Source organism: Eubacterium sp. AM46-8, assembly GCF_003466705.1.
In the GTDB taxonomy this organism is placed as follows: domain Bacteria; phylum Bacillota; class Clostridia; order Lachnospirales; family Lachnospiraceae; genus Lachnospira.
In genome coordinates, this window is the sequence record NZ_QSEU01000003.1 from 140,584 (window position 1) to 165,709 (window position 25,126).

Consider the following 25,126-nt stretch of genomic DNA (forward strand, 5'->3'; position numbering starts at 1 on the left):
TGTGTGTTGCTAAAAGAATGTACAGCTAAGGAGGCATTATGGCACAGGAAATATTAAATGTGAGCCAGCTTAAGGTTGGTGTTGAAGATAAAGAAATACTTCATGGGGTTGATCTTTCTCTTAATAAGGGAGAGACTCATGTACTTATGGGACCTAACGGAGCAGGTAAGTCTACTCTTGGTTATGCTCTTATGGGTAACCCAAGATATGAGATATTAGGGGGTAAGGTTACATTTAACGGAGAAGATTTACTTTCTAAGAATGTCGCAGAGAGATCACAGGCAGGTCTTTTTCTGTCATTCCAGAATCCTATTGAGGTTCCTGGTATTACACTCGGTAATTTTATAAGAAGTTCTATGGAGCAGCGTGGAAAGAAGATGACATACTTCAAGTTCAAGAAGCTCCTTCAGGAGAAGATGGAATTCCTTCAGATGGATCCATCATATATGGACAGAGACCTTAATGTTGGTTTCTCAGGTGGTGAGAAGAAGAAAGCTGAGATATTACAGCTTCTTATGCTTGAGCCTTCTCTTGCTATTCTTGATGAGACTGACTCAGGACTTGATGTAGATGCTGTTAAGACAGTATCGCTAGGTGTTGAAGAGTATCAGAAGACTCAGAACGGAGCACTTCTTATTATCACTCACAGCACCCGTATCTTAGAGGCACTTAAGGTGGATTATACTCATGTTCTTGTCAATGGTAATGTTGTTGCAACAGGCGACAGTGCTATGATTGATGATATCAATGAGAATGGTTTCGAAAGATTCATCAGGTAATTAAGGCTCGGAGGCTTGTAATGGAAGAAAAGACATTTGTAGATGACATAAACAGAAGTGTTTATGATATTAAGAACGAAGAGAACGACTCTTACAGAATAAAGCAGGGACTTACTCCTGAAATCGTTGAGAAGATATCAGAAGAGAAGCATGATCCTGCTTGGATGAGAGAGTTCAGACTTAAGTCATTAGAGATATATAATAATATGCAGGTGCCTGACTGGGGTCCGTCTATTGATGGACTCAATATGGATAATATTGCTACTTATGTTCGTGCCAATACGAATATGAAGGGTGACTGGAATGATGTACCAGAAGAGATTAAGGATACATTTGACAGATTAGGTATTCCTAAGGCGGAGAGAGAGTCGTTAGCCGGAGTTGGAGCACAGTACGACTCAGAGCTTGTATACCATAATGTCCGTAAGGAGGTTGCTGACCAGGGTGTTGTATACACTGATATGGAAAGTGCACTTACAGGTGAATATGCAGATATGGTACACGAGCATTTTATGAAGCTTATTACACCACAGGATCATAAGTTCGCAGCACTTCACGGAGCTGTATGGTCTGGTGGTTCATTTGTGTATGTACCAAAGGGAGTTAATCTTGAGATTCCTCTGCAGTCATATTTCAGACTTAATGCTGCAGGAGCAGGTCAGTTTGAGCATACACTTATTATTGTTGATGAGGGTGCAAGTCTTCACTTTATTGAAGGATGTTCAGCACCTAAATATAACGTTGCCAATCTTCATGCAGGTGCGGTTGAACTTTTTGTGGCTAAGAATGCAAAGCTTCGTTACTCAACAATTGAGAACTGGAGCAAGAATATGTATAACCTTAACACTAAGAGAGCTACTGTTGCTGAGGGTGGTAAGATTGAATGGGTTTCAGGCTCATTTGGTTCGCATGTATCATATCTGTATCCTATGAGTATCCTTAATGGTGAGCGTTCAAGCTGTGAATTCACAGGAATTACATTTGCAGGAGCAGGACAGAACCTTGATACAGGTATGAAGGTAGTTCATAACGCACCAGCTACAACATCAGTTGTAAGTACTAAGTCAATATCTAAGGGTGGCGGAATCAGTACTTTCAGAAGTGCGGTAACAATGACTACCAAGGCTAAGAAGAGTAAATCATCAGTTTCATGTCAGTCACTTATGATAGATGATATTTCAAGATCTGATACAATTCCGGCTATGGATATCCGTGTTAATGATGCGGATGTAGGACATGAGGCAACAATTGGACGAATCAGTGATGATGCTGTATTTTATCTTATGTCAAGAGGAATTCCGGAGGATGATGCGAGAGCAATGATTGTTTCAGGATTTGCTGATAATGTATCTAAGGAGCTTCCGCTTGAGTATGCAATGGAGATGAATAATCTTATTAAGCTTGAGATGAAGGGCAGCATTGGTTAAGTTAATCAGAGTGAGGAATATGATATGATAGGTATCGAAGAAAAGGACATGATAATAAACCGTATCCCAGCCAAGACATGGAATCATCTTCATATGAACCAGAGCAAGGTTGGAGAGGTTGTAATTAACCGTACAGGTGAGTTAAATGCTTCTGTTAATGATGTCAGTCTTATAGATGATGGAAAGCTTAACAATGGGGAGCTTGACAATATCATTGGTGGATGTGGTCAGGAGATTACAGAGGCAGCTAAGAAGTCACAGACTGAACCTGTATATTATATAACAGATAAGAAGAATGCAGGTTTTGTAAGACTCAACTTCAATTATGGAAAGAGTAATGCAGACATCAATGTTGTTGGTATTGAAACTAAAGAGAATGCCAGCATTGATGTTTATATGGATTTTAACGGAGATAAGGACGGGGAAGGTTTTGCAGCAGTACAGACAAGATTATATGCTGCGAAGGATTCGGTTATCCGTCTTATCCAGATTCAGAGGGTAGGCGCAGAGACAACATTTATTAATGATATCGGTGGTTACTGCGAAGACGGTGCAAGAATTGAGCTTGTGCAGCTTTACTTAAGCGGTAAGAACAGATACGAAGGCTGTGAGATTAAGCTTGCAGGTAATGGAAGCTCTATGTCTGCAGAGATTGGATATGTTGCAGCAGGTAAAGAAAGACTTGATATGAACTACTGCATAAGACATATTGGCAAGAAGACAGAATGTGCAATCAATGCGGCAGGTGCATTGAGAGATACAGCATTTAAGCTGTTCAGAGGAACTATTGATTTCGTTAAGGGTTCAGCAGGTTCTGTAGGTAATGAGAAGGAAGAAGTTCTTCTTATTGATGAAAAATGTGTCAACCAGACTATTCCTATTATTCTATGTGCAGAAGAAGATGTTGTCGGTAATCACGGTGCAACTATAGGAAAGCCTGATGAGGAGCTTTTATTCTATCTTGAATCAAGAGGAATACCGGCACAAGAATGTTATAATATGCTGGCAGCAGCTAAGCTTTTAGCTGTATGCGGCAAAATCCCTGATGATGGTATCAGGAACGAGATACATGACTACATTAAAGAGGTTTATTAATGAGTGAGTTAAGTAAGACGATTGAGTCTATAAGAAAAGATTTCCCACTTATTTCGGGAAGCAATATTGCATATCTTGATAATGCAGCGACTACACAGAAGCCACAGGCTGTTCTTGATGCAGTTAATAAGTATTATCAGGAGATGAACGCCAATCCGTTCAGAGGTGTATACGAATTAAGTGAGATTGCTACAGAAAGCTATGAGAATGCAAGAAAGGCAGTAGCACAGTTTATTGGTGCTAAAGATGCAAGCCAGATAGTATTTACAAGAAATGCTACAGAGAGTCTTAACTTAATTGCATACAGTTATGGAATGAATTTCATTAAAGAGGGTGATGAGATTGTTGTTAGTGTTATGGAACACCACAGCAATTTCCTTCCATGGAAGCAGGTTGCAGAAAAATGTGGAGCGGTATTAAAGCAGCTTATACCTGATGAGAATGGAGAGATTACAGACAAGTCTTTAGAGGTTATCACAGATAAGACCAGGCTTGTAGCAGTTACCCAGGTTTCTAATGTATTAGGAAGAGTTAATGATATAAAGCATATTGCAGAGGTTGCACATGCACATGGTGCGGTTATTGTGGCTGACGGAGCACAGAGTGTTCCTCATATGCCGGTTAATGTAACAGACCTTGATGTTGACTTCCTTGTATTTTCTGGACATAAGATGTTAGCACCTATGGGAATCGGAGCATTATATGGCAAGAAAGAGCTTCTTGACAAGATGCCACCATTCTTAAGCGGTGGTGAGATGATTGAGATTGTTCACTGGGACAGAGTTAAATATGCAGAGGTTCCACATAAGTTCGAGGCAGGAACTGTTAATACAGGCGGTGCAGTAGGACTTCATGCGGCAATTGATTATATTAACAATGTTGGATTTGACACAATTATGGCACAGGAGCGAAAGCTTACTAAGATTGCTGTAGATGCAATTAAGGACATGAAGGGAGTCAATTTAATAGGTTCTTCGAAGGCAGAAGACCATGAGGGTATAGTCACATTTACAATTGACGGAGTACACCCACATGATGTTGCTTCTATACTTGATTCACAGCATATTGCAGTAAGAGCAGGGCATCACTGCGCACAGCCATTAATGGATTTCCTTAAGGTTAATTCAACAACGAGAGCAAGCTTTGCTTTCTATAACACAGAAGAAGAAGTACAGCATTTTGTAGAAGAACTATCTAAGATCAGGGGGCTTATGGGATATGGAGACTAAAACTTTTTATAATGAGGTTCTTACGGACCACAACATGCATCCATATCATAAGCATGATATAGACAATGCAGACTTAGAGCTTGAGGGTGTTAATCCAAGCTGTGGAGATGACATTATCTTAAAGCTTAAGTTTGATGATGCTAAGAAACTATTGTTGATGGGGCATTTACAGGAGATGGCTGTGCAATATCGCAGGCATCAGCAGATATAATGCTTGAGCTTATCATTGGAAAGCCTGTTGATGAGGCTGTACATCTCTCAGAACTTTTCCTTAAGATGATTAAGGATGAGGCAACTGAGGAAGAGATTGATGAGCTTGATGAAGCCGGAGCATTAAGAGATATCTCTCATATGCCAGCAAGAGTTAAATGTGCAGTACTTGGCTGGCACACAATGGAAGAGATGGTAGAGAACCTTAAGAATGTTTAGAATGTAACCCAATCACTTATAATATGGTGATTGGGTTTTAATGTTTGTAGATAAGAATGGAGTAAATATGGAAAAGAAATTAGTTAAGCAGCAGCTTCTTACAGGAGAACGTGCTCTTTTTGCAAGCAAAGACCTTCGTATTGAAGATTCTATATTTGATGATGGTGAGTCTCCATTAAAGGAGAGCAGTAATATAGAGCTTGTAAACAGCAGTTTTAAGTGGAAATATCCACTCTGGTACTGCAACAATGTCAATGTAAAGGACTGTTATTTCTTTGAGATGGGAAGAGCAGGAGTATGGTACACTAACGATATTAATGTTGAGGATACAATTATTGAAGCACCTAAGAATTTCAGAAGATGCAACAGATTAGGCCTTAAGAATGTAGAGTTCGTCAATGCCGAGGAAACTCTCTGGAGCTGTGATAATGTTACTATGACAAATGTAGTGGCAAAGGGGAATTATTTTGCAATGAACAGCAACGATATGAAGATTGACGGTCTTAAGCTTGTCGGCAATTATCCATTTGATGGAAGTAAGAATCTTGAGATAAGAAATTCAAGACTTATGAGCAAGGATGCTTTCTGGAATGCTGAAAATATAACAGTGTATGATTCATACATTTCAGGTGAGTACCTTGGCTGGAATTCAAAGAATCTTACGTTTATTAACTGTACAATAGAGAGCCTTCAGGGATTATGCTACATTGATAATCTTGTTATGAAGAACTGCAAGCTTATTAATACAACACTTGCTTTCGAGTATTCAACTGTAGATGCTGATATCACAAGCAGGGTTGACAGTGTGTTAAATCCAACTTCAGGAACTATCATAGCGGACAGCATAGATAAGCTTATAATTGAGAAGGATAAGGTTGATCCTTCACTTACTAAGATATTATGCAGGAATTAATTAAGGTGTGTTATCAGGGAGGAAGCTGATTATGAAATATGATTTTGATACGGTGGTAAACCGCCGCGGAACTGATTCGCTGAAATGGGATGTTGCAGACAATGAGCTTCCTATGTGGGTTGCAGACATGGATTTTAAGACAGCACCAGAGATAACAGAAGCTATCAAGGCAAAGGCTGACCTTGGAATATATGGATATTCAGACGTTCCAAAAGGCTGGTATGACGCGTACACAGGCTGGTGGGAAAGACGCCATAATTTCAGGATGGAAGACGACTGGCTTATGTTTGTAACAGGGGTTATTCCTGCAATATCAAGCTCTGTAAGAAAGCTTACAACACCAGCTGAGAATGTTGTTATCATGACACCTGTATACAACATTTTCTTTAACAGTATTCTTAATAATGGCAGAAATGTGTTACAGAGCCAGCTTGTATACGATAATGGCAGATATGTGATAGATTTTGAAGACCTTGAAGCTAAGCTTAAGAACCCACAGACCACGCTTCTTATTCTGTGCAACCCACAGAATCCGGGTGGAAATGTATGGAGTAAGGAAGAACTTGCGCGGATTGGAGAGCTTGCTTATAAATATGGAGTTGTTGTTATATCTGATGAGATTCACTGCGAGCTTACAGACCCAGGAGTAGGATATGTGCCATTTGCAAGTGTTTCGGAGGTATGTAAGAAGATATCTGTAACATGCATAGCACCTACTAAGACATTTAACATGGCAGGTTTACAGACAGCAGCAATATGTGTGCCGGACGAACGACTACGTCACAAGGTATGGCGTGCAATCAATACCGATGAGGTAGCTGAGCCAAATGTGTTCGCAGTAGATGCGGCTATAGCTGCATTTACAAAGGGCGAAGAATGGCTTGAGCAGTTAAGAGCATATATCTATGAGAATAAACAGATTACGAAGAATTATGTGGATGCAGAGATTGATGGAGTTTCGATGACAGAATCCAAGGCAACATATTTATGCTGGCTTGATGTAAGTAATATTACAGATGACTCAACAAAGCTTGCTGCATATATACGAAAAGAGACAGGTCTGTATATGTCAGCCGGAAAAGGCTTTGGTGGTGACGGAAGGAGCTTTTTAAGGCTTAATGTGGCGTGCCCTAAGGCAACATTGATGGATGGTCTGGAAAGACTTAAATGTGGGGTGGCTGGATTTGTGAATTGTCATTAAATACGCTAAGCCAACATTATATGCCAGAAATAGATAAGAATAATTACAAAAGAATAATGTAGGATATATCCAGCAATTTATCTACACAAATCATATTGAGTTTTATGCCATCCTAGAGTAAAATATAATAGAATTTGGTTATATATCAGATTGTGAAGGAGATTGAATTATGAATATTGTATGTTTAGACCTTGAGGGCGTTCTTGTACCAGAGATATGGATTGCATTTGCGCAGGCAAGCGGAATCCCAGAACTTAAGAGAACAACAAGAGACGAACCAGATTATGATAAGCTTATGAACTGGAGACTTGGTATTCTTAAGGAGCATGGTCTTGGACTTAAGGAGATTCAGGATACTATTGCTAAGATTGATCCAATTCCAGGTGCTAAGGAATTTCTTGATGAATTAAGAAGCATAACACAGGTTATCATTATTTCAGATACATTTACACAGTTTGCTACTCCACTTATGAAGAAGCTGGGCTGGCCAACTATTTTCTGTAATTCTCTTGAGGTAGCTGATAATGGCGAGATTACAGGTTTCAAGATGCGTTGTGAGCAGTCGAAGCTTACAACAGTTAAGGCTTTACAGTCTATTGGCTATGACACTATTGCATCAGGAGACAGTCACAATGATTTAGGAATGATTAAGGCAAGCAAGGCAGGTTTCCTCTTTAAGAGTACAGAGCAGATTAAGGCTGATAATCCTGAATTAGAGGCATTTGATACATATGATGAGCTTTTAGCTGCTATTAAGAAGGCACTTTAAGATATATCGAAGGTAAAAGAGGTTACTATGTTATTAGAAGAGATACTCAAGCAGGAGCAGGAAAGATTCATTAAAGAGAATCTTCTTTCTGATGAAATGCTTGAGTTATTAAAAGAAAATATTATGCCGTTTAACACACTGATGCTTATTACAGATGCGCCATTATGGAGGTTGAGACTAAGTTCAAGGTGCTTAATGAGGAGTTCTCATTACAGTATGACAGAAATCCTATTGAGAGTATCAAGAGCAGAATTAAGTCTATGGATGGCATATTTAAGAAGGCGAAGAAGAAAAATATTCCTATAACAATGAAAGGCATTGAGGAAGGCATAAGAGATATTGCGGGAGTAAGGGTAATATGTTCTTTTCCGGAAGATATCTATATGCTTGCCGACTGCCTGTTAAAGCAGGATGATGTAGTGCTTGTTGAGAGAAAGGATTATATCAAGAATCCTAAGCCAAGTGGTTACAGAAGTCTTCACCTTATAATTGAGATACCGATATTCCTTCAGAATGAAAAGAAGATGATGAAGGTTGAGGTTCAGCTCCGTACAATTGCCATGGATTTCTGGGCGAGCGTGGAGCATAAGGTTCGTTATAAGAAGAATATTCCAGATTCTGAAGCAGAACAGCTGGCAGCAGAATTGTCTTCATGTGCAGAGCAGATTGCTGCAATGGACAATAAGATGGAAGAAATTCGCCGCAGAATTGCAGAAGCGGAGGAAAGAGAAGCTGAGAATAATCCGCCTAAGCAGCCACAGACTATCGGTGGCGTGATGCTTAAGAAGAGGCTGGAATCGGGGAAGTTTCCCTTTAAGAAGTAGGTAAAAAATGGCTCCCCGGAGAGGGGGCTGGGGATGGCTGTATGGTTTAATTGAAAACGCGCTCCCGCTCGGGCGAAGACGCAGCGGGTACTAAGTTTGTGGGGATTTGCCGCCTTTCGGCGGCTCTCCCCACGCACTAAGTACCGGCGTCTTCACACGGTTTTCAATTAAACCACACAACCACACCCAGCCCACCAACCCGGGGAGTTTTTACCTGCCAGCGTTGGGTGTTTGCATACCCTCGCTGTAGTGGTGGGGTGAGATGTGTGGTTCAGTTTTGGTCGCGTTGCTCCCTCGCTGGGAATATAAAAGGAGGATTTTTTATGAAGGTTATATCTATTGTTGATGATGATTATGGAATTATGTTTAATAACAGACGTGTTTCTAAGGACAGTGTTCTGAATGAGCATATTATTAAGATGCTTGATGGCGGGAAGTTATGGCTTTCTTTATATAGTAAGCAGCTTTTTGGTGGTTATGAAAATATTGAGGTTAATCAGGAGTTTGGTTTTGCTGGAAAGGACGATTTCTGTTTTGTTGAGGACTCTGAGATTGTTTCTTATGAGGATATGGTGGATGAGGTTTACCTGTATAAATGGAATAGGAAGTATCCTTCTGATGTGAAGTTTCCTAAGGACATGCTTAATAATTTTAAGCTGGAGGGTTCTACTGATTTTGAGGGTAATTCTCACGAGAAAATTACTGAAGAAAGATATGTAAGAAAGAAATAAGGAGTTATGATACATGCATAATATAAAGTTAGAAGTGCTAAGGAGAGTAACCGCATTTTTACTGGTGTTCTTTATTGTAGGAAGCGGATTTGGGTTAAGCGGATGCTCTTCTAAGAAGGATAATCAGGCTGGTACTGTGGGTAGTACTGAGGTTCAGAGTACGGCTGTTGCAGATGATATGGCATCTTTAGTATATCAGGGTGAACCGTATGTTGTAATTAATGACAATAATCCTGATTTTACTGAAACAGATATGACAACTGCCTCATTTGAAAGTTATGGTGAGCTTGACGGGCTTGGAAGATGTACCACAGCATATGCTAATATTGGTAAAGACCTTATGCCTGCGGAAAAGCGCGGCTCTATTGGTGAGGTCAAGCCGACAGGCTGGCAGACGGCTAAGTATGATAATGTTGATGGCAAATATCTGTATAATCGGTGTCATCTGATTGGATATCAGCTTACTGGAGAGAATGCCAATGCAAAGAATCTGATTACAGGAACAAGATATCTTAATGTTGATGGTATGCTGCCATTTGAGAATATGGTGGCAGATTACATAAAGGAAACTGGTAATCATGTTCTGTACCGCGTAACACCTGTATTTTTTGGCGATAATCTTGTTGCTAGCGGTGTGCAGATGGAGGCTAAGTCAGTTGAGGATAATGGCGATGGAGTTCTTTTCAATGTGTATTGTTTTAATGCACAGCCGGGAATTGCTATTGATTATGCAACAGGCAGCAGCCATGCCGATGATTCGGTAGCGGAGAGTGGTTCACAGACGGTCTCAGACTCTGCAAATGTACAGACTTATGTGCTTAACACGAATACCAAGAAGTTTCATAAGGAGTCGTGCAGCAGCGCAAAGAGTATGGAGGCTTCCAACAGAAAGACTTATACGGGAAGCAGGCATGAGCTTATTGATATGGGATATGAGGCTTGTGGAGTGTGCAAGCCGTGATAATAAAGAAACAGCCGTGAAGTCTTGCGTATTACATAAGACCATACGGCTGTTTTGATTATATGAGCATATTATTCGATAAATGTTTCAACCAATTTAACAAGCATAGCAACTGTCATATCCATGCCTTCAACAGTAATATGCTCATAGGGACCGTGGTAAGCGTGTCCGCCAGTTCCCAAGTTAGGGCATGGAAGTCCTTTGAAGCTTAGCTGGCATCCGTCTGTTCCTCCACGGATGGGAAGGACGAGCGGCTCTATTCCGGCATGCTCACAGGCTGTCTTTGCATTTTCAATAAGATTCATGCAGCCTGCAATGATTTCGGACATATTCTTATATTGGTCTTTAATGGTGAGTGTGACAGTTCCCCCGCCCCATTTCTCATTCAGATTCTTTTCGATTAAGCGGAGAGTATTTTTCTTTGCCTCAAATAAATTCTTATCATGGTCTCTGACTATATAATTAATAGAAGCCTCGCTGACATCGCCTGACATGCTGACAAGATGGTAGAAGCCCTCATAATCCTCAGTTCCGCGAGGCGTTTCCATGGCTGGAAGTGCGTTGTTAATCTCCATTGCAACAAGACTGGCATTAATCATTGTGTCTTTGGCAGAACCAGGGTGTACATTGAAGCCTTTAATGTGAAAATCTGCCTTGCAGGCATTGAAATTTTCATACTGAATCTCGCCTTCTGTGTCGCCGTCAATTGTATAGGCATATTTGGCACCAAATTGTTCTATGTTAAAATGCTCAGCTCCCCTGCCAATTTCTTCATCAGGTGTGAATGCCACACATATTGTTCCATGAGGTATATTGTTTTTCTGCAAATGTTCTATCATAGTCAGGATTTCAGCAATACCTGCTTTGTCATCAGCGCCAAGAACAGTGCTTCCGTCAGATGTGATAATTGTGCGTCCTTTAAGAGTACTAAGATGAGGGAAATCATGCACAGACAGAGTTATCCCGGCAGGAAGTGTAAGTGATTCACCATTGAAATTCTCTGTTATAACAGGTGTAATATCATGATTGCAATAATCGGACACAGTATCCATATGTGCAATAAATCCAATAGCAGGTACATTTTCATAACCGCTTGTTGCTGGAAGCTTACCATACAGGTAACACATATTATCAAGTACAATGTCCGATAAATTCAATCCTTCCATCTCGTCTTTAAGATATCTGGCTAATTCAAACTGGCATGCAGATGAGGGAGTTGTTTCACTGTTTTCGTCACTTGGTGTACGGAAAGTGACATATTTTAATAATCGTTCATAGGCTTTCATGATAATTCTCCATTCTTTGGATTGATATTCATATAATAACACATTTTCTATCTGAATATCCGTAATATATAAAAAAGCAGGAGAAAATCTCCTGCCTGGTAATTAATATTATTCTGCTTCTGCAGCACCCATGTTCTCTAGGGCATCAGCATTTTTTCTGACAAATATTGCCCTGAATATAAGCCTTACAAGTGGTCCGCAATAGAACATCTGATAGCAGATTGCCATAGGGAAGTTCATTGCCCATGTTTTAACCCACATGCCAAAGGATGGCTCTTTGAAAAGGAATGTAGCTACAAGACTCATAATCGGACACATAATGCAGCAGATACATATTGATATTGCATATGTGATGAACTGTGGTCTGTCAGTTGGACGCATAACAGTGAAAGCAAGCATTTTAGCTATCTTTCCTACAACGAAGAACTCGAGCACGAACGCAATTGGAACCATGATTGGGAGCTCGTGTGTTGCAGCTAAGAAAGTAGTACCATTCACAGTACCTGTGTTAAGGGCAACATTGTATACGACCATGCCATAGACCATAATTGTTGCCATAATAATTGTGAAAATAACATCCTGAAACTTGTTTTTTGGCATAAAAAATCCTCCTTAATAATAACTTAAGCAAAACATGTGTTGTTCGTTATCATCCGGAGGATGTGTCGTTTCCAATATAACCATATTTAATTGCGCCGAAGTATAGTATCATAATATTAATAAATGTGTCAAGTACTTGATTTTTTAAAAATCAGGTCCAGAACTTTATAAATAAATTGCGATTAAAAAGTGAAGAATAAACATTCATTTTAATATCGTTCATGTCGAAAAAATGTCATTTCATGTAAATGACATTTTTTTTGATGCCTTTTATTGTATAATACCACTAAGATAGAATGTATTTTTGTAATGCTTTATGGTATTGCATAGATACATTGAGTACAATAAAAGGAGGGAGAGTTTATGAAGTATTTAAACTTAAAAAAGATTACTGCGGTGGTATTGTCAATCGGAATGGTATTTTCAAGCAGTGCCGTTACCGGGTTTGCGGCAGATAACAGTAAAAAGATAGCTACGATTCCTAACAGCTATATTAATAAAGTGGCAGAAGATATTGATAATAAATATTTTTATGATGGAACATATGTTGATAATTGGGGGCATACGCGTAAGGGCAGGCAGCTTGGAGCGACATATACAAAGCAGTCAACTGAATTTTTGTTATGGGCACCTGCGGCAATAGATGTAAAAGTTAATATTTATGCAACAGGTGATGATAATGACAGCAATGCACGTGATATAGGAACTTATGTATTAGAGAAAATGCTTGTAAATGGGGAATGGAATGGAATCTGGACTATAACGATTGTTGGTGAGTGTGGTGGATTGTATTATGACTATACGATTACCACAACAGATATTACCCATATTGGCAGCGACAGAACAACAAAATATAAAATTCAGGACCCATATTCGGTTGCGGTAAGCAAAGACGGAAAGCGTTCGTATATAACAGATACATCTTCAGTATCTCCTGAGGGTTGGGACAGCGACAGACATGTGTATGTTGATTCGACAAAAGCAAATACTGTTTATAAAATAAGTGTTAAAGATTTCTCATCAGATACCGCATCGGGCATGACTGCGGGCGGAAAGTACAGTGCTTTTACGGAAAGGGGTGCAAAAGTAAACAGTGCGGGAGAGCTTGTATCGGGTATTGATTATCTGAAGGAACTTGGTGTTACGACAGTACAGCTTGCACCGTTTGCGGATTTTGATGGCGACAGTGAGTATGAGATTTTAAATTATAATGTACCTGAGGCAAGTTATGCTTCCAATCCGTCGGATAGCAAGACTGTTATAAAAGAATGTAAAGAGATGATTCAGGCACTTCACAGTGCGGGATTTTCTGTTGTGATGGAGATGCCGTATACGCATGCCTCAGAGGAAAATCCTCTTGAAAAGTCAGTTCCGTGGTTTTATTACAGATTGAATACTAATGGTACAAGGTATACGACAAATACGGGATATGACAATGAGTTTTCTACAGAGCGGAAGATGTATCGTAATTATATGGTTAATTCCATGAGATACTGGGCAGAGGAATATCATATTGATGGATTTTCACTGGATTTGATTGACTGTGTCAATGTAAAGTACAAAGGTTCTTCGTATGTATATAAATGGCTTGACGAGATAAAGACATCATTGGCAAAGGAAGATGCCAATCTGGTTATATGGGGAGATAATTATACAAAGGAAGAAAGACAGAATAAAACTTCCTTATATGATGAAATAATCGGCAGCACAGGTGGCGCTTATGGCGAAAGAAATGAAAAAGCTGTAAAAATATACAAGCAGAAAGCGGCAATGAAATATGCTAAACCGGGAAGATTGTTTATGGATGGCGGAGAAGAAATGTGTAACAGCGTTGAGGGAACAACTCTTGCAGACAGCAGTTACATTGAATGGAAGGATTCCGCAGAGTACGCAGATGTAGTCTCATATTATAGAGGACTTATGGAGATACGAAAAGCATTTTCACCGCTTGCGAAAAGCCAGACAATAAAAAATTCTGAAGCTTATGTGCTTGCAGGTACAAAAGACGACGAGTGGAATACTATGGCAGTATTAAATAATGAGTCAGATGTGTCAAAAGAAATTACAATTCCTGTTCAAGGAAGAGCTGCTACGGACTGGGTTGTTATTGCAAATGGCGAAAGTGCAGGAGTTGTATCACTTGGTGAAGTCTCAGGCTCCGTTATAACTGTACCTGCGTATACTACAATGATTTTTGTAGATAAGGAAAGCTTTGATGATGTGGCTGTAACATCAGGCAAAGGAAAAGTAATTGTTAATTATGTGATAAAAGACAGTGAGCAGAAGTTACGTGAATCGATTACACTTCAGGGCACATCGGGAACGAATTATGTGGTACCTGAAAATATTAAGATTCCATCAGGATATACTTTTTTAAGCAAGACAGGCGATGAAAAGGGTGTGTATACATCAGAAACACAGACAGTTACATATTATTATAATGAGATTAATCCGGATACAGTGGTAGACGGTATTAAAAATAATGGAGTATACTGCGAGAAGGCACAGTTTAAAGTAACTTCTTTAGATTATACACAGGTAATGGCAGGAAATAAAACGCTTACACCTGATGCGGCCGGTATTTATACTGTATCTGCAGCAGATGGCACACAGACAATAACATTGACAGATAATGAAGGATACAGCATTTATCTGTCTATTACGGTAAATGCGGATCATATAATGGATAACAGCGACTGTACGAAAGAATCAATATGTTCTGTCTGCCAGAAAATATTTCCGGCACAGACAAATCATAAGTTTAGTGACACATGGACAAAAGACGATACTTATCATTGGAAAGTGTGCGAGAATGACGGCTGTACGGTAACAACAACAAAGACAAAACATAGTGGTACAGATGATGGTGATTGTACAACACCTGTAATTTGTGAATGTGGTGAGATTGTTACAGCAGCAAAGGCAGAACATACATATGGTGAATGGAAGTCAAATGGTAACGGCACACATACACACAAATGTACAACAGCAGGCTGTACAATAGAAGAAACAGAAAGCTGTGTAGGCGGAGCGGCAACATGTAAAAAGAGAGCCGTCTGCACGGAGTGTAATGCTGAATATGGTACTTTAAATCCTGTAAACCACAGTGGAAAACAGGTATGGGTACAGACAGAAAAAACTCATCAGAAAAAATATGACTGTTGTGGTGCAGAGGTAACTAATATAGCAGATCATATCTGGGAGAATGGACACTGCACGGTATGTGGATATGATTGTATTCATAAAGGCGGAAAAGCAACCTGCACGCAGAAAGCGGTTTGCAATATCTGCCACAGTGAATATGGAGAAATAAATGCAGACAATCATTCAGGTGTGGAAAAATGGATACAGACAGCAACAACACATGAAAAGAAATATGATTGCTGTGGTAAAGTGACGATAGCACAAGAAAATCATAACTGGAAAGACGGTGCTTGTGAAACATGTGGTTATGTATGCGTACACAGCGGCGGAGAAGCAACATGTACAAAAGGTGCGGTTTGCGAAACATGTGGCAAGGAGTATACAGATAAAGATATGGCAAATCACAGTGGAAAGTTAGTATGGGTACAGACAGAAAAAACTCATAAGCAGGCATATGATTGCTGTGATAAGGAAGTATCGACAAGTGAAGCACATGGTTGGAAAAACGGTGTATGCACGGTTTGTGGTTATCAGTGTAAACACGCAGGCGGAAGTGCAACATGTGTGAAGAAAGCGGTGTGTACGATCTGCAGCGAAGAATATGGCACTTACAATATGAGTATGCATGAAGGCTTGCAGTCAGTAGCGGCAAAGGCGGCTACCAGGACAGATGAAGGAAATATTGAATACTGGTATTGTAAAGATTGTGACAGATATTACATCAAGCAGGATGGGCTTGTTGAGATTGAAAAATCACAGACTGTGGTTGCAAAGATTACAGATACAACATCATTGGACGATACGTGTAAAGACGATAATACAGAGACAGTAAAAGAACAGGCGCCTGATACGGGAGATAATAAACATGTATTTGCATGGCTTCTTATGCTTGTAATAGGAGGATCGGCAGCAGGATTAACGGTTAAAGGTAAAAAGACAGAAAATTAATATTTAAGGAGACCGGAATTTCGCTTACTGTGTGGGTGCGAGGTTCCGGTTTTTACATGTTTTGGTTTTATTCATTTCCTTATATTAATAAATGTGTCAAGTACTTGATTTTTTAAAAATCAGGTGTATACTATAAATAATTTAATACATATGGAACTTCAGGCAGGGTGCAATTCCCTACCGGTGGTAAAGCCCACGAGCCGAGGCGCGAGCCAGAGCATGATTCGGTGTAATTCCGAGGCCGACAGTAAAGTCTGGATGGAAGAAGTAATTGACGGTTTATCCTGTGTTATGAACATAGCAAGAGACACTGATATGTGGATGATACATGGAGAGCCTTAATTGATTGGATATCAGCTCTGAGATGAATTAATTATCTCAGAGTTTTTTATTGCTTTAAATGCTGGAAAGATGCCAGCGAATTATAAGCCCCTGAAGTAGAGATGCTTTGGGGGCTTTTTCGTATTCTCTGTCTGTGATGGGAAGATTAAGCGGCTGGAGAGATATATATGGGATGAACTGATTTTTTTGTCAAGCAGTTGATATCGGCGATAAGCGGAAAACCTACTAAATGCTAATATTCTAAGAAATAGTAGGTTTTTTTCAAGATAAAATTGAAGAAAATCAAAGAGAATGAAGAAAATTGCCTACTAAACTTGCAATATGTGGGCGATTAGTAGGTTTTTTAGATGACAAACAATGCCTATCAGTATAGACATATAGAGAAATGACCTACTAAATTGAAGAAATATGATGAATGAGTGGGTTTCTGAATTCAGAAAGAGCATATGAAATCATTTATTGATGCGAAAAAGACCTACTCAAATGAGCAAAATGCGGCTATGTGTAGGTATCACGACGGGGGAGCAGGTCAGATACAAGTAGTCATGGAAAGAAGGTGTAAATATGCAGCAGGATGAATTATATATGAAGCGGGCAATTGAGCTTGCAAAGAGAGGAACAGGCTGGGTTAATCCTAATCCGCTGGTTGGAGCTGTAATTGTAAAGGATGACAGAATTATAGGTGAAGGCTGGCACAGGAAATATGGTGAACTTCATGCAGAAAGAGATGCACTTTCAAGATGTAAGGAAGATACCAATGGAGCAACCATATATGTGACACTTGAGCCATGCTGCCATCATGGGAAACAGCCGCCTTGCACTGAAGCACTTGTGCAGGCAGGAATAAGCCGGGTTGTGATAGGTTCGATGGATCCTAATCCCCTGGTAAGTGGAAAAGGTGTTAAATATCTGGAAGAACACGGGATTAAAGTTGAAGGTTGTGTATGCAATGAAGAATGTCTGGCAATGAATTATGTATTCTTTCATTACATAAGGAATAAAGAGCCATATGTTGTGATGAAAACAGCACAGACACTTGATGGGAAAATTGCCACATATAAGGGACTTTCCAAGTGGATTACAGGTGAGCAGGCAAGAGAAAATGTGCATGCAGACCGTCACAGATACGCGGCAATTATGGTTGGTGTCGGTACAGTGCTTGCAGACGACCCGATGCTCGACTGCAGAAGCAAAGAAATAGGTAATCCACACAATCCAGTAAGAATCATATGCGACAGCAGATTGAGAACTCCGCTGGACAGCAGAATTGTAAAAAGTGCAGGGCAGATACCAACAATAATTGCTACATGTAGTACCGACAGCGACAGGAAATCTTTATATGAAAATGCAGGCTGTGAAGTGATAATTACAAAAGAATCGGAGCAGCATGTTGACCTTAAAGAGCTTATGCACGTGCTTGGAGAAAAAGGTATCGACAGCATAATTCTAGAGGGAGGCGGAACACTTAACTTCTCGGCATTGCAGGCTGGAATTGTGAACCGGGTTCAGACTTACATTGCACCTAAGATATTTGGCGGGGCGGATAGTAAAACAGCAGTTGAAGGTCAGGGTGTTGCAAATGTAGATGAAGCATATCAGTTGAGAAACAAGACCGTTCGTCTTCTTGGTGAGGATATTCTGATTGAAGGAGAGTTGTAATGTTTACGGGAATTATTGAAGAAATCGGACATGTAAATAATGTAAAAAAAGGAACGGCGTCAGCAATTCTTACAATACAGGCAGAAAAAGTCCTTGAGGGGATACATATAGGAGACAGCATTGCTGTCAATGGTGTGTGCCTTACAGTGACAGGGATATATGATAATACATTTACTGCTGATGTAATGCACGAGACGTTGAACCGCTCATCACTTGGAAAGCTGGTGAGTGGAAGTGCTGTTAATCTTGAAAGGGCAATGGCGGCTGACGGAAGGTTCGGAGGACATATAGTTTCAGGACATATTGATGGAATAGGAAAAGTTGCAGCGATAACCAGGGACGATAACGCGATATGGTATCAGATTAAGACAGACAGCGGAATATTAAAATATATCGTTGAAAAAGGTTCGGTTGCCATAGATGGAATAAGTCTTACGGTTGCCAAGACGGACAGTCATAGCTTTTCAGTGTCGATAATACCGCATACGGCAAAGGAAACAACATTGTCACTAAAAAGATGCGGCGATGTAGTTAATCTTGAAAATGACATTGTCGGAAAATATATTGAGAGGTTTCTTGCTCTGCGGGAAGAAGAACCCCAGACGGGAATCACAAGAGAATTCCTGCTAAAGAATGGATTTTAAAATATCAAAGGGAAAGGAAGGTAAAAGAAAATGTTTGAGTATAACACAGTAGAAGAGGCAGTTAAGGATTTACAGGAAGGAAAGCTGATACTTGTTTCAGATGATGAAAGCAGAGAGAATGAGGGCGACCTTATATGTGCTGCAGAATTTGCAACTACTGAAAATGTGAACTTTATGGCGACATATGGAAAAGGACTTATATGTATGCCTATGAGTGGAGATTTGTGCAGGAAGTTAGGCCTTACACAGATGGTTGCTGACAATACTGATAACCATGAAACTGCATTTACAGTGTCAATAGACCATGTTAAGACGACAACAGGAATATCGGCAGAGGAGAGAGGCTTTACTGCGAGAGAATGTGTGTCAGATGAAGCTAAGCCTGAGGATTTCAGAAGACCTGGACATATGTTTCCACTACGTTCAAAGCCTAATGGAGTTCTTGAAAGAAACGGACATACAGAGGCAACAGTAGACCTTATGAGAATAGCAGGACTTAAGGAGTGCGGTCTGTGCTGTGAGATAATGAAAGAGGACGGAACAATGATGAGAAAAGAAGACCTCATAGAAATGTCCGGAAAATTCAATCTCAAATTCATAACAATTAAAGCGATTCAGGAATACAGAAAGAGACATGACAACCTGGTTGAGTGTGTGGCAGTTACAAGAATGCCTACAAAATACGGGGAATTTACAGCACACTGTTATGTCAATAAGTTAAATGGCGAGCATCATGTTGCATTGGTAAAAGGCGACATTGGTGATGGCGGCAATCTTTTGTGCAGGGTACATTCAGAGTGCCTGACTGGAGACGCATTTGGCTCAATGAAATGTGACTGCGGTCAGCAGTTAGCGTCAGCAATGACACAGATTAACAATGAAGGCAGGGGTGTGCTTCTTTATATGAGACAGGAGGGCAGAGGAATCGGGCTTGTCAACAAGCTTAAGGCATATGCACTTCAGGATCAGGGAATGGATACACTTGAGGCTAATCTGGCGCTTGGTCTGCCGGGAGACGCGCGCGAGTACTACATAGGAGCACAGATATTGAAAGACTTAGGTGCTAAGAGCTTAAGGCTTCTTACTAACAATCCCGATAAGGTATACCAGCTTGCAGATTTTGGAATCGAAATCAGTGAGAGAGTGCCTATTGAGATAGATGCAACCAGCTTTGACAGGTTCTATCTTAAGACAAAGCAGACAAAGATGGGACACATTTTAAATGTGGTGTAAAAAAATGAAATATTTATAAGGAGGAATTGATGATGAGAGTTTTAGAAGGTAAGTTAGTTGACAGTGGAATTAAGGTAGGTATTGTAGCAGCAAGATTTAATGAGTTTATTGTGTCTAAGCTTGTTGCAGGAGCAAAGGACGGACTTGTAAGACATGATGTTTCAGAGGAAAATATTGACCTTGCATGGGTACCGGGCGCATTTGAGATACCATTGATAGCTTCAAAGATGGCAAAAAGCGGCAAGTATGACGCTGTTATATGTCTTGGTGCAGTTATAAGAGGTGCGACAAGCCATTACGATTATGTGTGCAGCGAGGTTTCCAAGGGCATTGCAAATGTATCACTTGCAAGCGACATTCCAGTTATGTTCGGAGTGCTTACTACAGATACAATCGAGCAGGCAATTGAGCGTGCCGGAACAAAGGCAGGCAATAAGGGATTTGAGTGTGCCGAAGGTGCTATTGAGATGGTTAACCTAATTAAAGAGATTGAAGGGTAATATATAATTTTTTGTAATTGTAAAAGGTCAGATTCGTCAGGAACTATTAGTATTGGCGGGGCTGGCCTTTTGTATTATAAAATATGGTAGAAAATGGATATGCGAAGGTGATGATATAAGGTATAATGGATTAGGTTAATTTAACAAATGGATTAATTTATAATATGTTTGGGGATGGAGTATTAGGTGAATCTAAACCAGAGGAGAAAGATATAAGGGTAAAGTTAGTCATGAATTTGTTGAATCTATAGATAATTTTAATCCTTTATAAAAATTTGTGCTATTTGAAAGGATAAAGTAAAAAATATTTTATTTGGAAGAGGTGAGATTGATATGAAACTTATTCTGGATAACTACTCAGTACAGTTGATGTAAACTGTTGGCAGATTGTGCTGAGGTTAAAAGAAACTTGCTAGCAGTCGTTGACTGTACTGTTCTAATGTTTGAAATACATTATATAAAGGAGTACAGTTATGCGCTATATAAAAGAAGTATTAAAGAAAAACAGAATATGGGTATTTGTCTACATAGGACTAGGTATATTCAATGCATTTATGGCTAATTACAAGGCTGACTATTTTCAAAAAGTCATTGATGGATTGGCTGAGGGAACACTTACATTTGCAGGAGTTGTGACATATGGCTTTATTTTGCTGATAAACTATTGTATGAATTATCTGGATAATTATCCAAATAAGAAATTAGAACAGGGGATTTATCTGGATTTTAAGCTTTTGTCACTTGGAAAAATAAGTACGGTTGATTACACAGAGTATCAGAAAATAGGTACTGGAAAACTTGTTCAAAGGATTGAAAACGGTTCATCAGCAGGAAGAAATGTGGTATTCAATTTCTGGTTATGTTTGATTCGCAATCTGATTCCTACTATTGTTTTTAGTGTATACTTTATTTGGAAAATTGATAAAAAAGTCACCTATGTGTTGTTTGCTGGATATATGTTTATTTTTATAATAACCAACATTCTTCTGAATTTTCTGTACAAAATAAAAGAAAAAATTTTGGACAGTGAAGAAATGTTAAATCATTATTTGGTCAGAGGTTTTATGGAAATGGTGGTATTCCGTATAAGCAGACAGTTTCCGAATGAAATAAAGAAAACTCATGATGCCAAAGAAGATATTGTTTCATCAAAAATAAAAATGTATATGATTCATGAGGCATTTTTTACAATATTTGCGTTGCTTGTTGCAATGTTGGATATTGGTATTCTTTTTTACGCATGGAAAACGCAAAACATTACAGTAGGTTCAGTAGTTGCATTAATTACACTGATTGAAAATGCTTATACGCCAATTGCTGTTTTTAATGTAATTTATGTCCAATATAAATTGGATAAAGAGTCTTACAACAGATTGAAACAATTTCTGGATTTGAAGGACGATAATCAATTGATAAATGGTAACATAATAAATACCGATGTTGGTGAAATATCGATAAAAAACTTATCGTTCCGATATGAGGAACGAAAAATCATTGATAATTTGAGTCTGTCGGTAAAAAAGGGGGAAAAGATAGCATTTGTAGGAGAAAGCGGTTCTGGGAAATCGACTTTGATAAAGATATTATTGGGGCTGTTGAAATACAATCAGGGTGAGGTCCGTTTGGGAGACATGGAGTTAAGTGAGCTTTGTCTTAATGATTTATATGACAAAGTTAGTTATATATCACAGGATGCTCCTGTTTTTGACGGAACGATAAAAGAAAATTTGGTATTCGACAAAGATGTGACAGGAGAGCAAATGGTGGACGCATTGAATAAGGTGCAGTTATCGTATTTGGTTGAGAGTCTTGAGAAAGGTTTGGATACTGAAATTGGAGAGAAAGGTACTTGTTTATCAGGTGGAGAGAAACAAAAACTTGCATTAGCCCGCTTGTGGTTTGAAAATCCTGAGCTTGTCATTTTGGATGAAGCAACATCTGCAATGGATAACTTAACAGAAGAAAATTTGATGAAATCTGTTATACAAAAGGTAAAAGATAAAACGGTTATAGCAGTTGTGCATAGATTAAATTTCATTTCCAATTTTGACAGAATCGTTGTGTTTAGAGAAGGAAAGATTGTTGGACAAGGGACTTTTGAAGAACTGTTACATACACATTCTTATTTTATGGACTTATATAATGCGAGGGTTCAATAATTGAGGAAAATTCTTACTTTCTATGGAGGTGAATTGGTAATGATAAAATTAAAAATGTCTATTGAAGATATAAGTGAGTATCAGACAGGTATTTTACCAAAGAATGCTGTTAAAATAGAAACACCTCAGAGCATTGAAGAGATGATGAAAAAAGCGGCACCTATTGCAGCGGTATTATGTGTTTTAATGTTTGTAACGATGCTGTGTAAAACAGTTATGAACAAGACAGTTGTTATTTCGCATGTATTTATTTTGATTGGTTTTTGCCTGGGGTATATTTGTTTGGTGATACACGAGTGGTTACATGGAATTGTTTATCCGAGGGAAGCACTAGTTACGATAGGTAAAATAAAGGGTAAGATAACATTTGTTGCATTAGCATCATATCCTCTGAAGCGTAGCAGGTTTATAGTAATGTGTCTGTTATCATTTGTGCTTGGAATAATACCATTATTGATTTTTATTGTTAGTCCGGCAGAATGTAGAGAACTAAATGGACTAATGTTTGGTATGTCATGTATGGGTATGGTTTCGCCATTTCCTGATGTATATAATGTTATTATTGTCTTAAGGAATGCAAATAAAAAAGACGCAATAATGTTTTATAAAAATGATATGTATAAGGTATCGTAAATTCAAGTTTGTAGAATTAAGGAAATCGGTATTTAACGGGGAATATTTTAGCTGGATAAAATAGACACAAAAGTGCTTTAGATGAACAGGAAAAACTTGCATTATGGAAAATAGAGCTGCTGTACTTAATAGACTGCCTACCGTTTCGTGGTCATCGATAGCATAAAATGTGCAAATACACATAAAATAGTAATGAATATTGATTAAGTAATCATTAAATGATACAATTTAACTACTAAAAAATGTGTATATACACAAAATAAGGGGATAAACTTATGGAGATTAAAAGAGATGTATATCTTGAACAGTTAAAGATAAGAAAGATAATGGGATGATAAAGATTATCACTGGAATCAGGAGATGCGGAAAATCATTTCTACTATTTGTATTGTTTAAAAAATATTTATTGGAGAGTGGTGTGGATAATGACCATATTATTGAGATTGCTTTAGATGGCATTGAAAATGAGGAGTTGAGAGATCCAAAGAAGTGTTACCAGCATATTAAAGATGCAATGAAAGATGACAAGAAGTATTATTTGCTTTTGGATGAAGTACAGTTTATGTCACGATTTGAGGAAGTACTGAACAGCCTGCTTCGTATCAGTAATATTGATATATATGTGACTGGAAGTAACTCTAAATTTTTATCTAGTGATATTGTAACTGAATTTAGAGGAAGAGGAGATGAGATAAGAATATATCCGTTGTCATTTGCAGAGTTCTATGCAACTTTCGGTGGAGATTATGATGATGCTTGGGAAGAATATATGATATATGGTGGTTTACCACAGGTGGTACAGTTTTCTGTGGAACGCCAAAAGGCTGAATATCTAAAAAACATTTTCACAAATGTTTATATTAAGGATGTTGTAGAACGAAACAAGCTTCAAAATGTTGATGAGATTGGTACTTTAATAGATATTCTTGCTTCTGCGATAGGAGCTCCAACTAATCCAACTAAAATATCAAATACTTTTAAAAGTGAACGTGGTATCAATTACAGCAACAAGACCATATCCAACCATATAGATTATCTTGTGGAGGCGTTTTTAATTTCTAAAGCTGACAGATATGATATTAAAGGCAGAAAATATGTGGGAGCAAATCGGAAATATTATTTTTCAGATGTGGGACTTAGAAATGCCAGATTGAATTTTAGACAGCAGGAACCTACTCATATTATGGAAAATATTGTTTATAATGAGCTGCTTATCAGGGGCTATAATGTGGATGTTGGTATTGTAGAGGTATATGCAAGAAATAATGAAGGAAAAACGACTCGAAAGCAGTTTGAAGTTGATTTTGTAGTCAATCAGGGTAGTCAGAGATATTATATTCAGGTGGCTTATGATATGACTTCTGAGGAAAAGCAGACGCAGGAACTTAATTCATTTAGAAATATTCCAGATTCATTTAAAAAGATTGTGATAGTAAATGGAACAAAAAAGCCTTGGAGAAATGAGGAAGGCTTTGTAATCATGGGAATGAAGTATTTTCTGCTTAATGCGGATAGTTTGGAGTTTTAGTATGAGAAATTGAGGTTATAAAGCAAAAAACAGCCATAGCCTAAAACTATGGCTAACCACAATTAAAATGTATTATAAATATCAAATCACAT

21 protein-coding genes, 1 pseudogene and 1 riboswitch are annotated in these 25,126 nt (G+C 38.7%); of the genes and pseudogenes, 20 read left to right on the plus strand and 2 right to left on the minus strand.

Annotated features, from left to right (window positions below; genetic code table 11):
- The first annotated feature begins 38 nt into the window (after nt 1-38).
- The 12 genes from sufC to DW963_RS03265 all read left to right on the plus strand — a co-directional run bounded on the left by sufC (nt 39) and on the right by DW963_RS03265 (nt 10,358).
- Nucleotides 39-779, plus strand: a complete 741-nt coding sequence (gene sufC / locus DW963_RS03215; protein ID WP_022098315.1) for a Fe-S cluster assembly ATPase SufC — start codon at nt 39-41, stop codon at nt 777-779.
- 20 nt (nt 780-799) lie between these two features.
- A complete protein-coding gene (gene sufB / locus DW963_RS03220; protein ID WP_117913811.1) occupies nt 800-2,206 on the plus strand; it encodes a Fe-S cluster assembly protein SufB in 1,407 nt (468 codons plus the stop codon).
- 24 nt (nt 2,207-2,230) lie between these two features.
- Nucleotides 2,231-3,301, plus strand: a complete 1,071-nt coding sequence (locus DW963_RS03225; RefSeq protein ID WP_117913812.1) for a SufB/SufD family protein — start codon at nt 2,231-2,233, stop codon at nt 3,299-3,301.
- Entirely contained in the window at nt 3,301-4,530 is a 1,230-nt protein-coding gene (locus DW963_RS03230) for an aminotransferase class V-fold PLP-dependent enzyme (RefSeq protein ID WP_117913813.1), read from the plus strand. Before DW963_RS03225 ends, DW963_RS03230 begins: the two co-directional genes overlap by 1 nt.
- Nucleotides 4,520-4,741, plus strand: a complete 222-nt coding sequence (locus DW963_RS14125; RefSeq protein ID WP_330419585.1) for an iron-sulfur cluster assembly scaffold protein — start codon at nt 4,520-4,522, stop codon at nt 4,739-4,741. Before DW963_RS03230 ends, DW963_RS14125 begins: the two co-directional genes overlap by 11 nt.
- On the plus strand, nt 4,738-4,959 hold the full coding sequence (locus DW963_RS14130; RefSeq protein WP_502694400.1) for an iron-sulfur cluster assembly scaffold protein: 222 nt from the start codon (nt 4,738-4,740) through the stop codon (nt 4,957-4,959). Before DW963_RS14125 ends, DW963_RS14130 begins: the two co-directional genes overlap by 4 nt.
- A 67-nt stretch (nt 4,960-5,026) precedes the next feature.
- Nucleotides 5,027-5,872, plus strand: a complete 846-nt coding sequence (locus DW963_RS03240; protein WP_286168982.1) for a DUF3737 family protein — start codon at nt 5,027-5,029, stop codon at nt 5,870-5,872.
- Between the two features lie 31 nt (nt 5,873-5,903).
- On the plus strand, nt 5,904-7,073 hold the full coding sequence (locus DW963_RS03245; protein WP_117913815.1) for a MalY/PatB family protein: 1,170 nt from the start codon (nt 5,904-5,906) through the stop codon (nt 7,071-7,073).
- A gap of 169 nt (nt 7,074-7,242) precedes the next feature.
- A complete protein-coding gene (gene thrH / locus DW963_RS03250) occupies nt 7,243-7,842 on the plus strand; it encodes a bifunctional phosphoserine phosphatase/homoserine phosphotransferase ThrH (RefSeq protein ID WP_117913816.1) in 600 nt (199 codons plus the stop codon).
- A gap of 164 nt (nt 7,843-8,006) precedes the next feature.
- Entirely contained in the window at nt 8,007-8,666 is a 660-nt protein-coding gene (locus tag DW963_RS03255) for a GTP pyrophosphokinase (RefSeq protein WP_353652761.1), read from the plus strand.
- Between the two features lie 323 nt (nt 8,667-8,989).
- Nucleotides 8,990-9,397, plus strand: a complete 408-nt coding sequence (locus DW963_RS03260) for a hypothetical protein (protein ID WP_117913817.1) — start codon at nt 8,990-8,992, stop codon at nt 9,395-9,397.
- Nucleotides 9,398-9,410: 13 nt separating this feature from the next.
- A complete protein-coding gene (locus tag DW963_RS03265) occupies nt 9,411-10,358 on the plus strand; it encodes a DNA/RNA non-specific endonuclease (RefSeq protein ID WP_117913818.1) in 948 nt (315 codons plus the stop codon).
- A gap of 71 nt (nt 10,359-10,429) precedes the next feature.
- Here DW963_RS03265 and pepT read toward each other — a convergent pair whose 3' ends face one another.
- Nucleotides 10,430-11,644 carry a peptidase T gene (gene pepT, locus DW963_RS03270; protein ID WP_117913819.1) on the minus strand — a complete coding sequence of 405 codons (1,215 nt, stop codon included), beginning with the start codon at nt 11,642-11,644 and terminating at the stop codon, nt 10,430-10,432.
- A gap of 108 nt (nt 11,645-11,752) precedes the next feature.
- Nucleotides 11,753-12,244 (minus strand): DUF2798 domain-containing protein, encoded by a 492-nt coding sequence (locus tag DW963_RS03275; protein WP_117913820.1) that lies wholly within the window; start codon nt 12,242-12,244, stop codon nt 11,753-11,755.
- Nucleotides 12,245-12,607: 363 nt separating this feature from the next.
- Here DW963_RS03275 and DW963_RS03280 point away from each other — a divergent pair, with 363 nt between their 5' ends.
- The 8 genes and pseudogenes from DW963_RS03280 to DW963_RS03315 all read left to right on the plus strand — a co-directional run bounded on the left by DW963_RS03280 (nt 12,608) and on the right by DW963_RS03315 (nt 25,034).
- Nucleotides 12,608-16,336 (plus strand): MucBP domain-containing protein, encoded by a 3,729-nt coding sequence (locus tag DW963_RS03280; RefSeq protein WP_117913821.1) that lies wholly within the window; start codon nt 12,608-12,610, stop codon nt 16,334-16,336.
- Between the two features lie 150 nt (nt 16,337-16,486).
- A riboswitch (FMN riboswitch) is annotated at nt 16,487-16,610 on the plus strand.
- Between the two features lie 632 nt (nt 16,611-17,242).
- Entirely contained in the window at nt 17,243-18,337 is a 1,095-nt protein-coding gene (ribD, locus tag DW963_RS03285; protein WP_117913822.1) for a bifunctional diaminohydroxyphosphoribosylaminopyrimidine deaminase/5-amino-6-(5-phosphoribosylamino)uracil reductase RibD, read from the plus strand.
- A complete protein-coding gene (ribE, locus tag DW963_RS03290; RefSeq protein WP_117913823.1) occupies nt 18,337-18,981 on the plus strand; it encodes a riboflavin synthase in 645 nt (214 codons plus the stop codon). Before ribD ends, ribE begins: the two co-directional genes overlap by 1 nt.
- A gap of 30 nt (nt 18,982-19,011) precedes the next feature.
- Complete coding sequence (locus DW963_RS03295) at nt 19,012-20,214, plus strand: bifunctional 3,4-dihydroxy-2-butanone-4-phosphate synthase/GTP cyclohydrolase II (protein ID WP_117913824.1); 1,203 nt, start codon at nt 19,012-19,014, stop codon at nt 20,212-20,214.
- 32 nt (nt 20,215-20,246) lie between these two features.
- Nucleotides 20,247-20,714 carry a 6,7-dimethyl-8-ribityllumazine synthase gene (gene ribH, locus DW963_RS03300; RefSeq protein WP_022097602.1) on the plus strand — a complete coding sequence of 156 codons (468 nt, stop codon included), beginning with the start codon at nt 20,247-20,249 and terminating at the stop codon, nt 20,712-20,714.
- A gap of 473 nt (nt 20,715-21,187) precedes the next feature.
- On the plus strand, nt 21,188-22,873 hold the full coding sequence (locus DW963_RS03305; RefSeq protein WP_117913825.1) for an ABC transporter ATP-binding protein: 1,686 nt from the start codon (nt 21,188-21,190) through the stop codon (nt 22,871-22,873).
- Nucleotides 22,874-22,912: 39 nt separating this feature from the next.
- On the plus strand, nt 22,913-23,506 hold the full coding sequence (locus tag DW963_RS03310) for a DUF3267 domain-containing protein (RefSeq protein ID WP_117913826.1): 594 nt from the start codon (nt 22,913-22,915) through the stop codon (nt 23,504-23,506).
- Nucleotides 23,507-23,781: 275 nt separating this feature from the next.
- Nucleotides 23,782-25,034, plus strand: a pseudogene (locus DW963_RS03315) (ATP-binding protein).
- The last annotated feature ends 92 nt before the right edge of the window (nt 25,035-25,126 follow it).

Coding starts and splice junctions, on each gene's coding strand:
- sufC (WP_022098315.1), top strand. CDS start 39: ATGGCACAGGAAATATTAAATGTGAGCCAGCTTAAGGTTGGTGTTGAA.
- sufB (WP_117913811.1), top strand. CDS start 800: ATGGAAGAAAAGACATTTGTAGATGACATAAACAGAAGTGTTTATGAT.
- DW963_RS03225 (WP_117913812.1), top strand. CDS start 2,231: ATGATAGGTATCGAAGAAAAGGACATGATAATAAACCGTATCCCAGCC.
- DW963_RS03230 (WP_117913813.1), top strand. CDS start 3,301: ATGAGTGAGTTAAGTAAGACGATTGAGTCTATAAGAAAAGATTTCCCA.
- DW963_RS14125 (WP_330419585.1), top strand. CDS start 4,520: ATGGAGACTAAAACTTTTTATAATGAGGTTCTTACGGACCACAACATG.
- DW963_RS03240 (WP_286168982.1), top strand. CDS start 5,027: ATGGAAAAGAAATTAGTTAAGCAGCAGCTTCTTACAGGAGAACGTGCT.
- DW963_RS03245 (WP_117913815.1), top strand. CDS start 5,904: ATGAAATATGATTTTGATACGGTGGTAAACCGCCGCGGAACTGATTCG.
- thrH (WP_117913816.1), top strand. CDS start 7,243: ATGAATATTGTATGTTTAGACCTTGAGGGCGTTCTTGTACCAGAGATA.
- DW963_RS03255 (WP_353652761.1), top strand. CDS start 8,007: ATGGAGGTTGAGACTAAGTTCAAGGTGCTTAATGAGGAGTTCTCATTA.
- DW963_RS03260 (WP_117913817.1), top strand. CDS start 8,990: ATGAAGGTTATATCTATTGTTGATGATGATTATGGAATTATGTTTAAT.
- DW963_RS03265 (WP_117913818.1), top strand. CDS start 9,411: ATGCATAATATAAAGTTAGAAGTGCTAAGGAGAGTAACCGCATTTTTA.
- pepT (WP_117913819.1), bottom strand. CDS start 11,644: ATGAAAGCCTATGAACGATTATTAAAATATGTCACTTTCCGTACACCA.
- DW963_RS03275 (WP_117913820.1), bottom strand. CDS start 12,244: ATGCCAAAAAACAAGTTTCAGGATGTTATTTTCACAATTATTATGGCA.
- DW963_RS03280 (WP_117913821.1), top strand. CDS start 12,608: ATGAAGTATTTAAACTTAAAAAAGATTACTGCGGTGGTATTGTCAATC.
- ribD (WP_117913822.1), top strand. CDS start 17,243: ATGCAGCAGGATGAATTATATATGAAGCGGGCAATTGAGCTTGCAAAG.
- ribE (WP_117913823.1), top strand. CDS start 18,337: ATGTTTACGGGAATTATTGAAGAAATCGGACATGTAAATAATGTAAAA.
- DW963_RS03295 (WP_117913824.1), top strand. CDS start 19,012: ATGTTTGAGTATAACACAGTAGAAGAGGCAGTTAAGGATTTACAGGAA.
- ribH (WP_022097602.1), top strand. CDS start 20,247: ATGAGAGTTTTAGAAGGTAAGTTAGTTGACAGTGGAATTAAGGTAGGT.
- DW963_RS03305 (WP_117913825.1), top strand. CDS start 21,188: ATGCGCTATATAAAAGAAGTATTAAAGAAAAACAGAATATGGGTATTT.
- DW963_RS03310 (WP_117913826.1), top strand. CDS start 22,913: ATGATAAAATTAAAAATGTCTATTGAAGATATAAGTGAGTATCAGACA.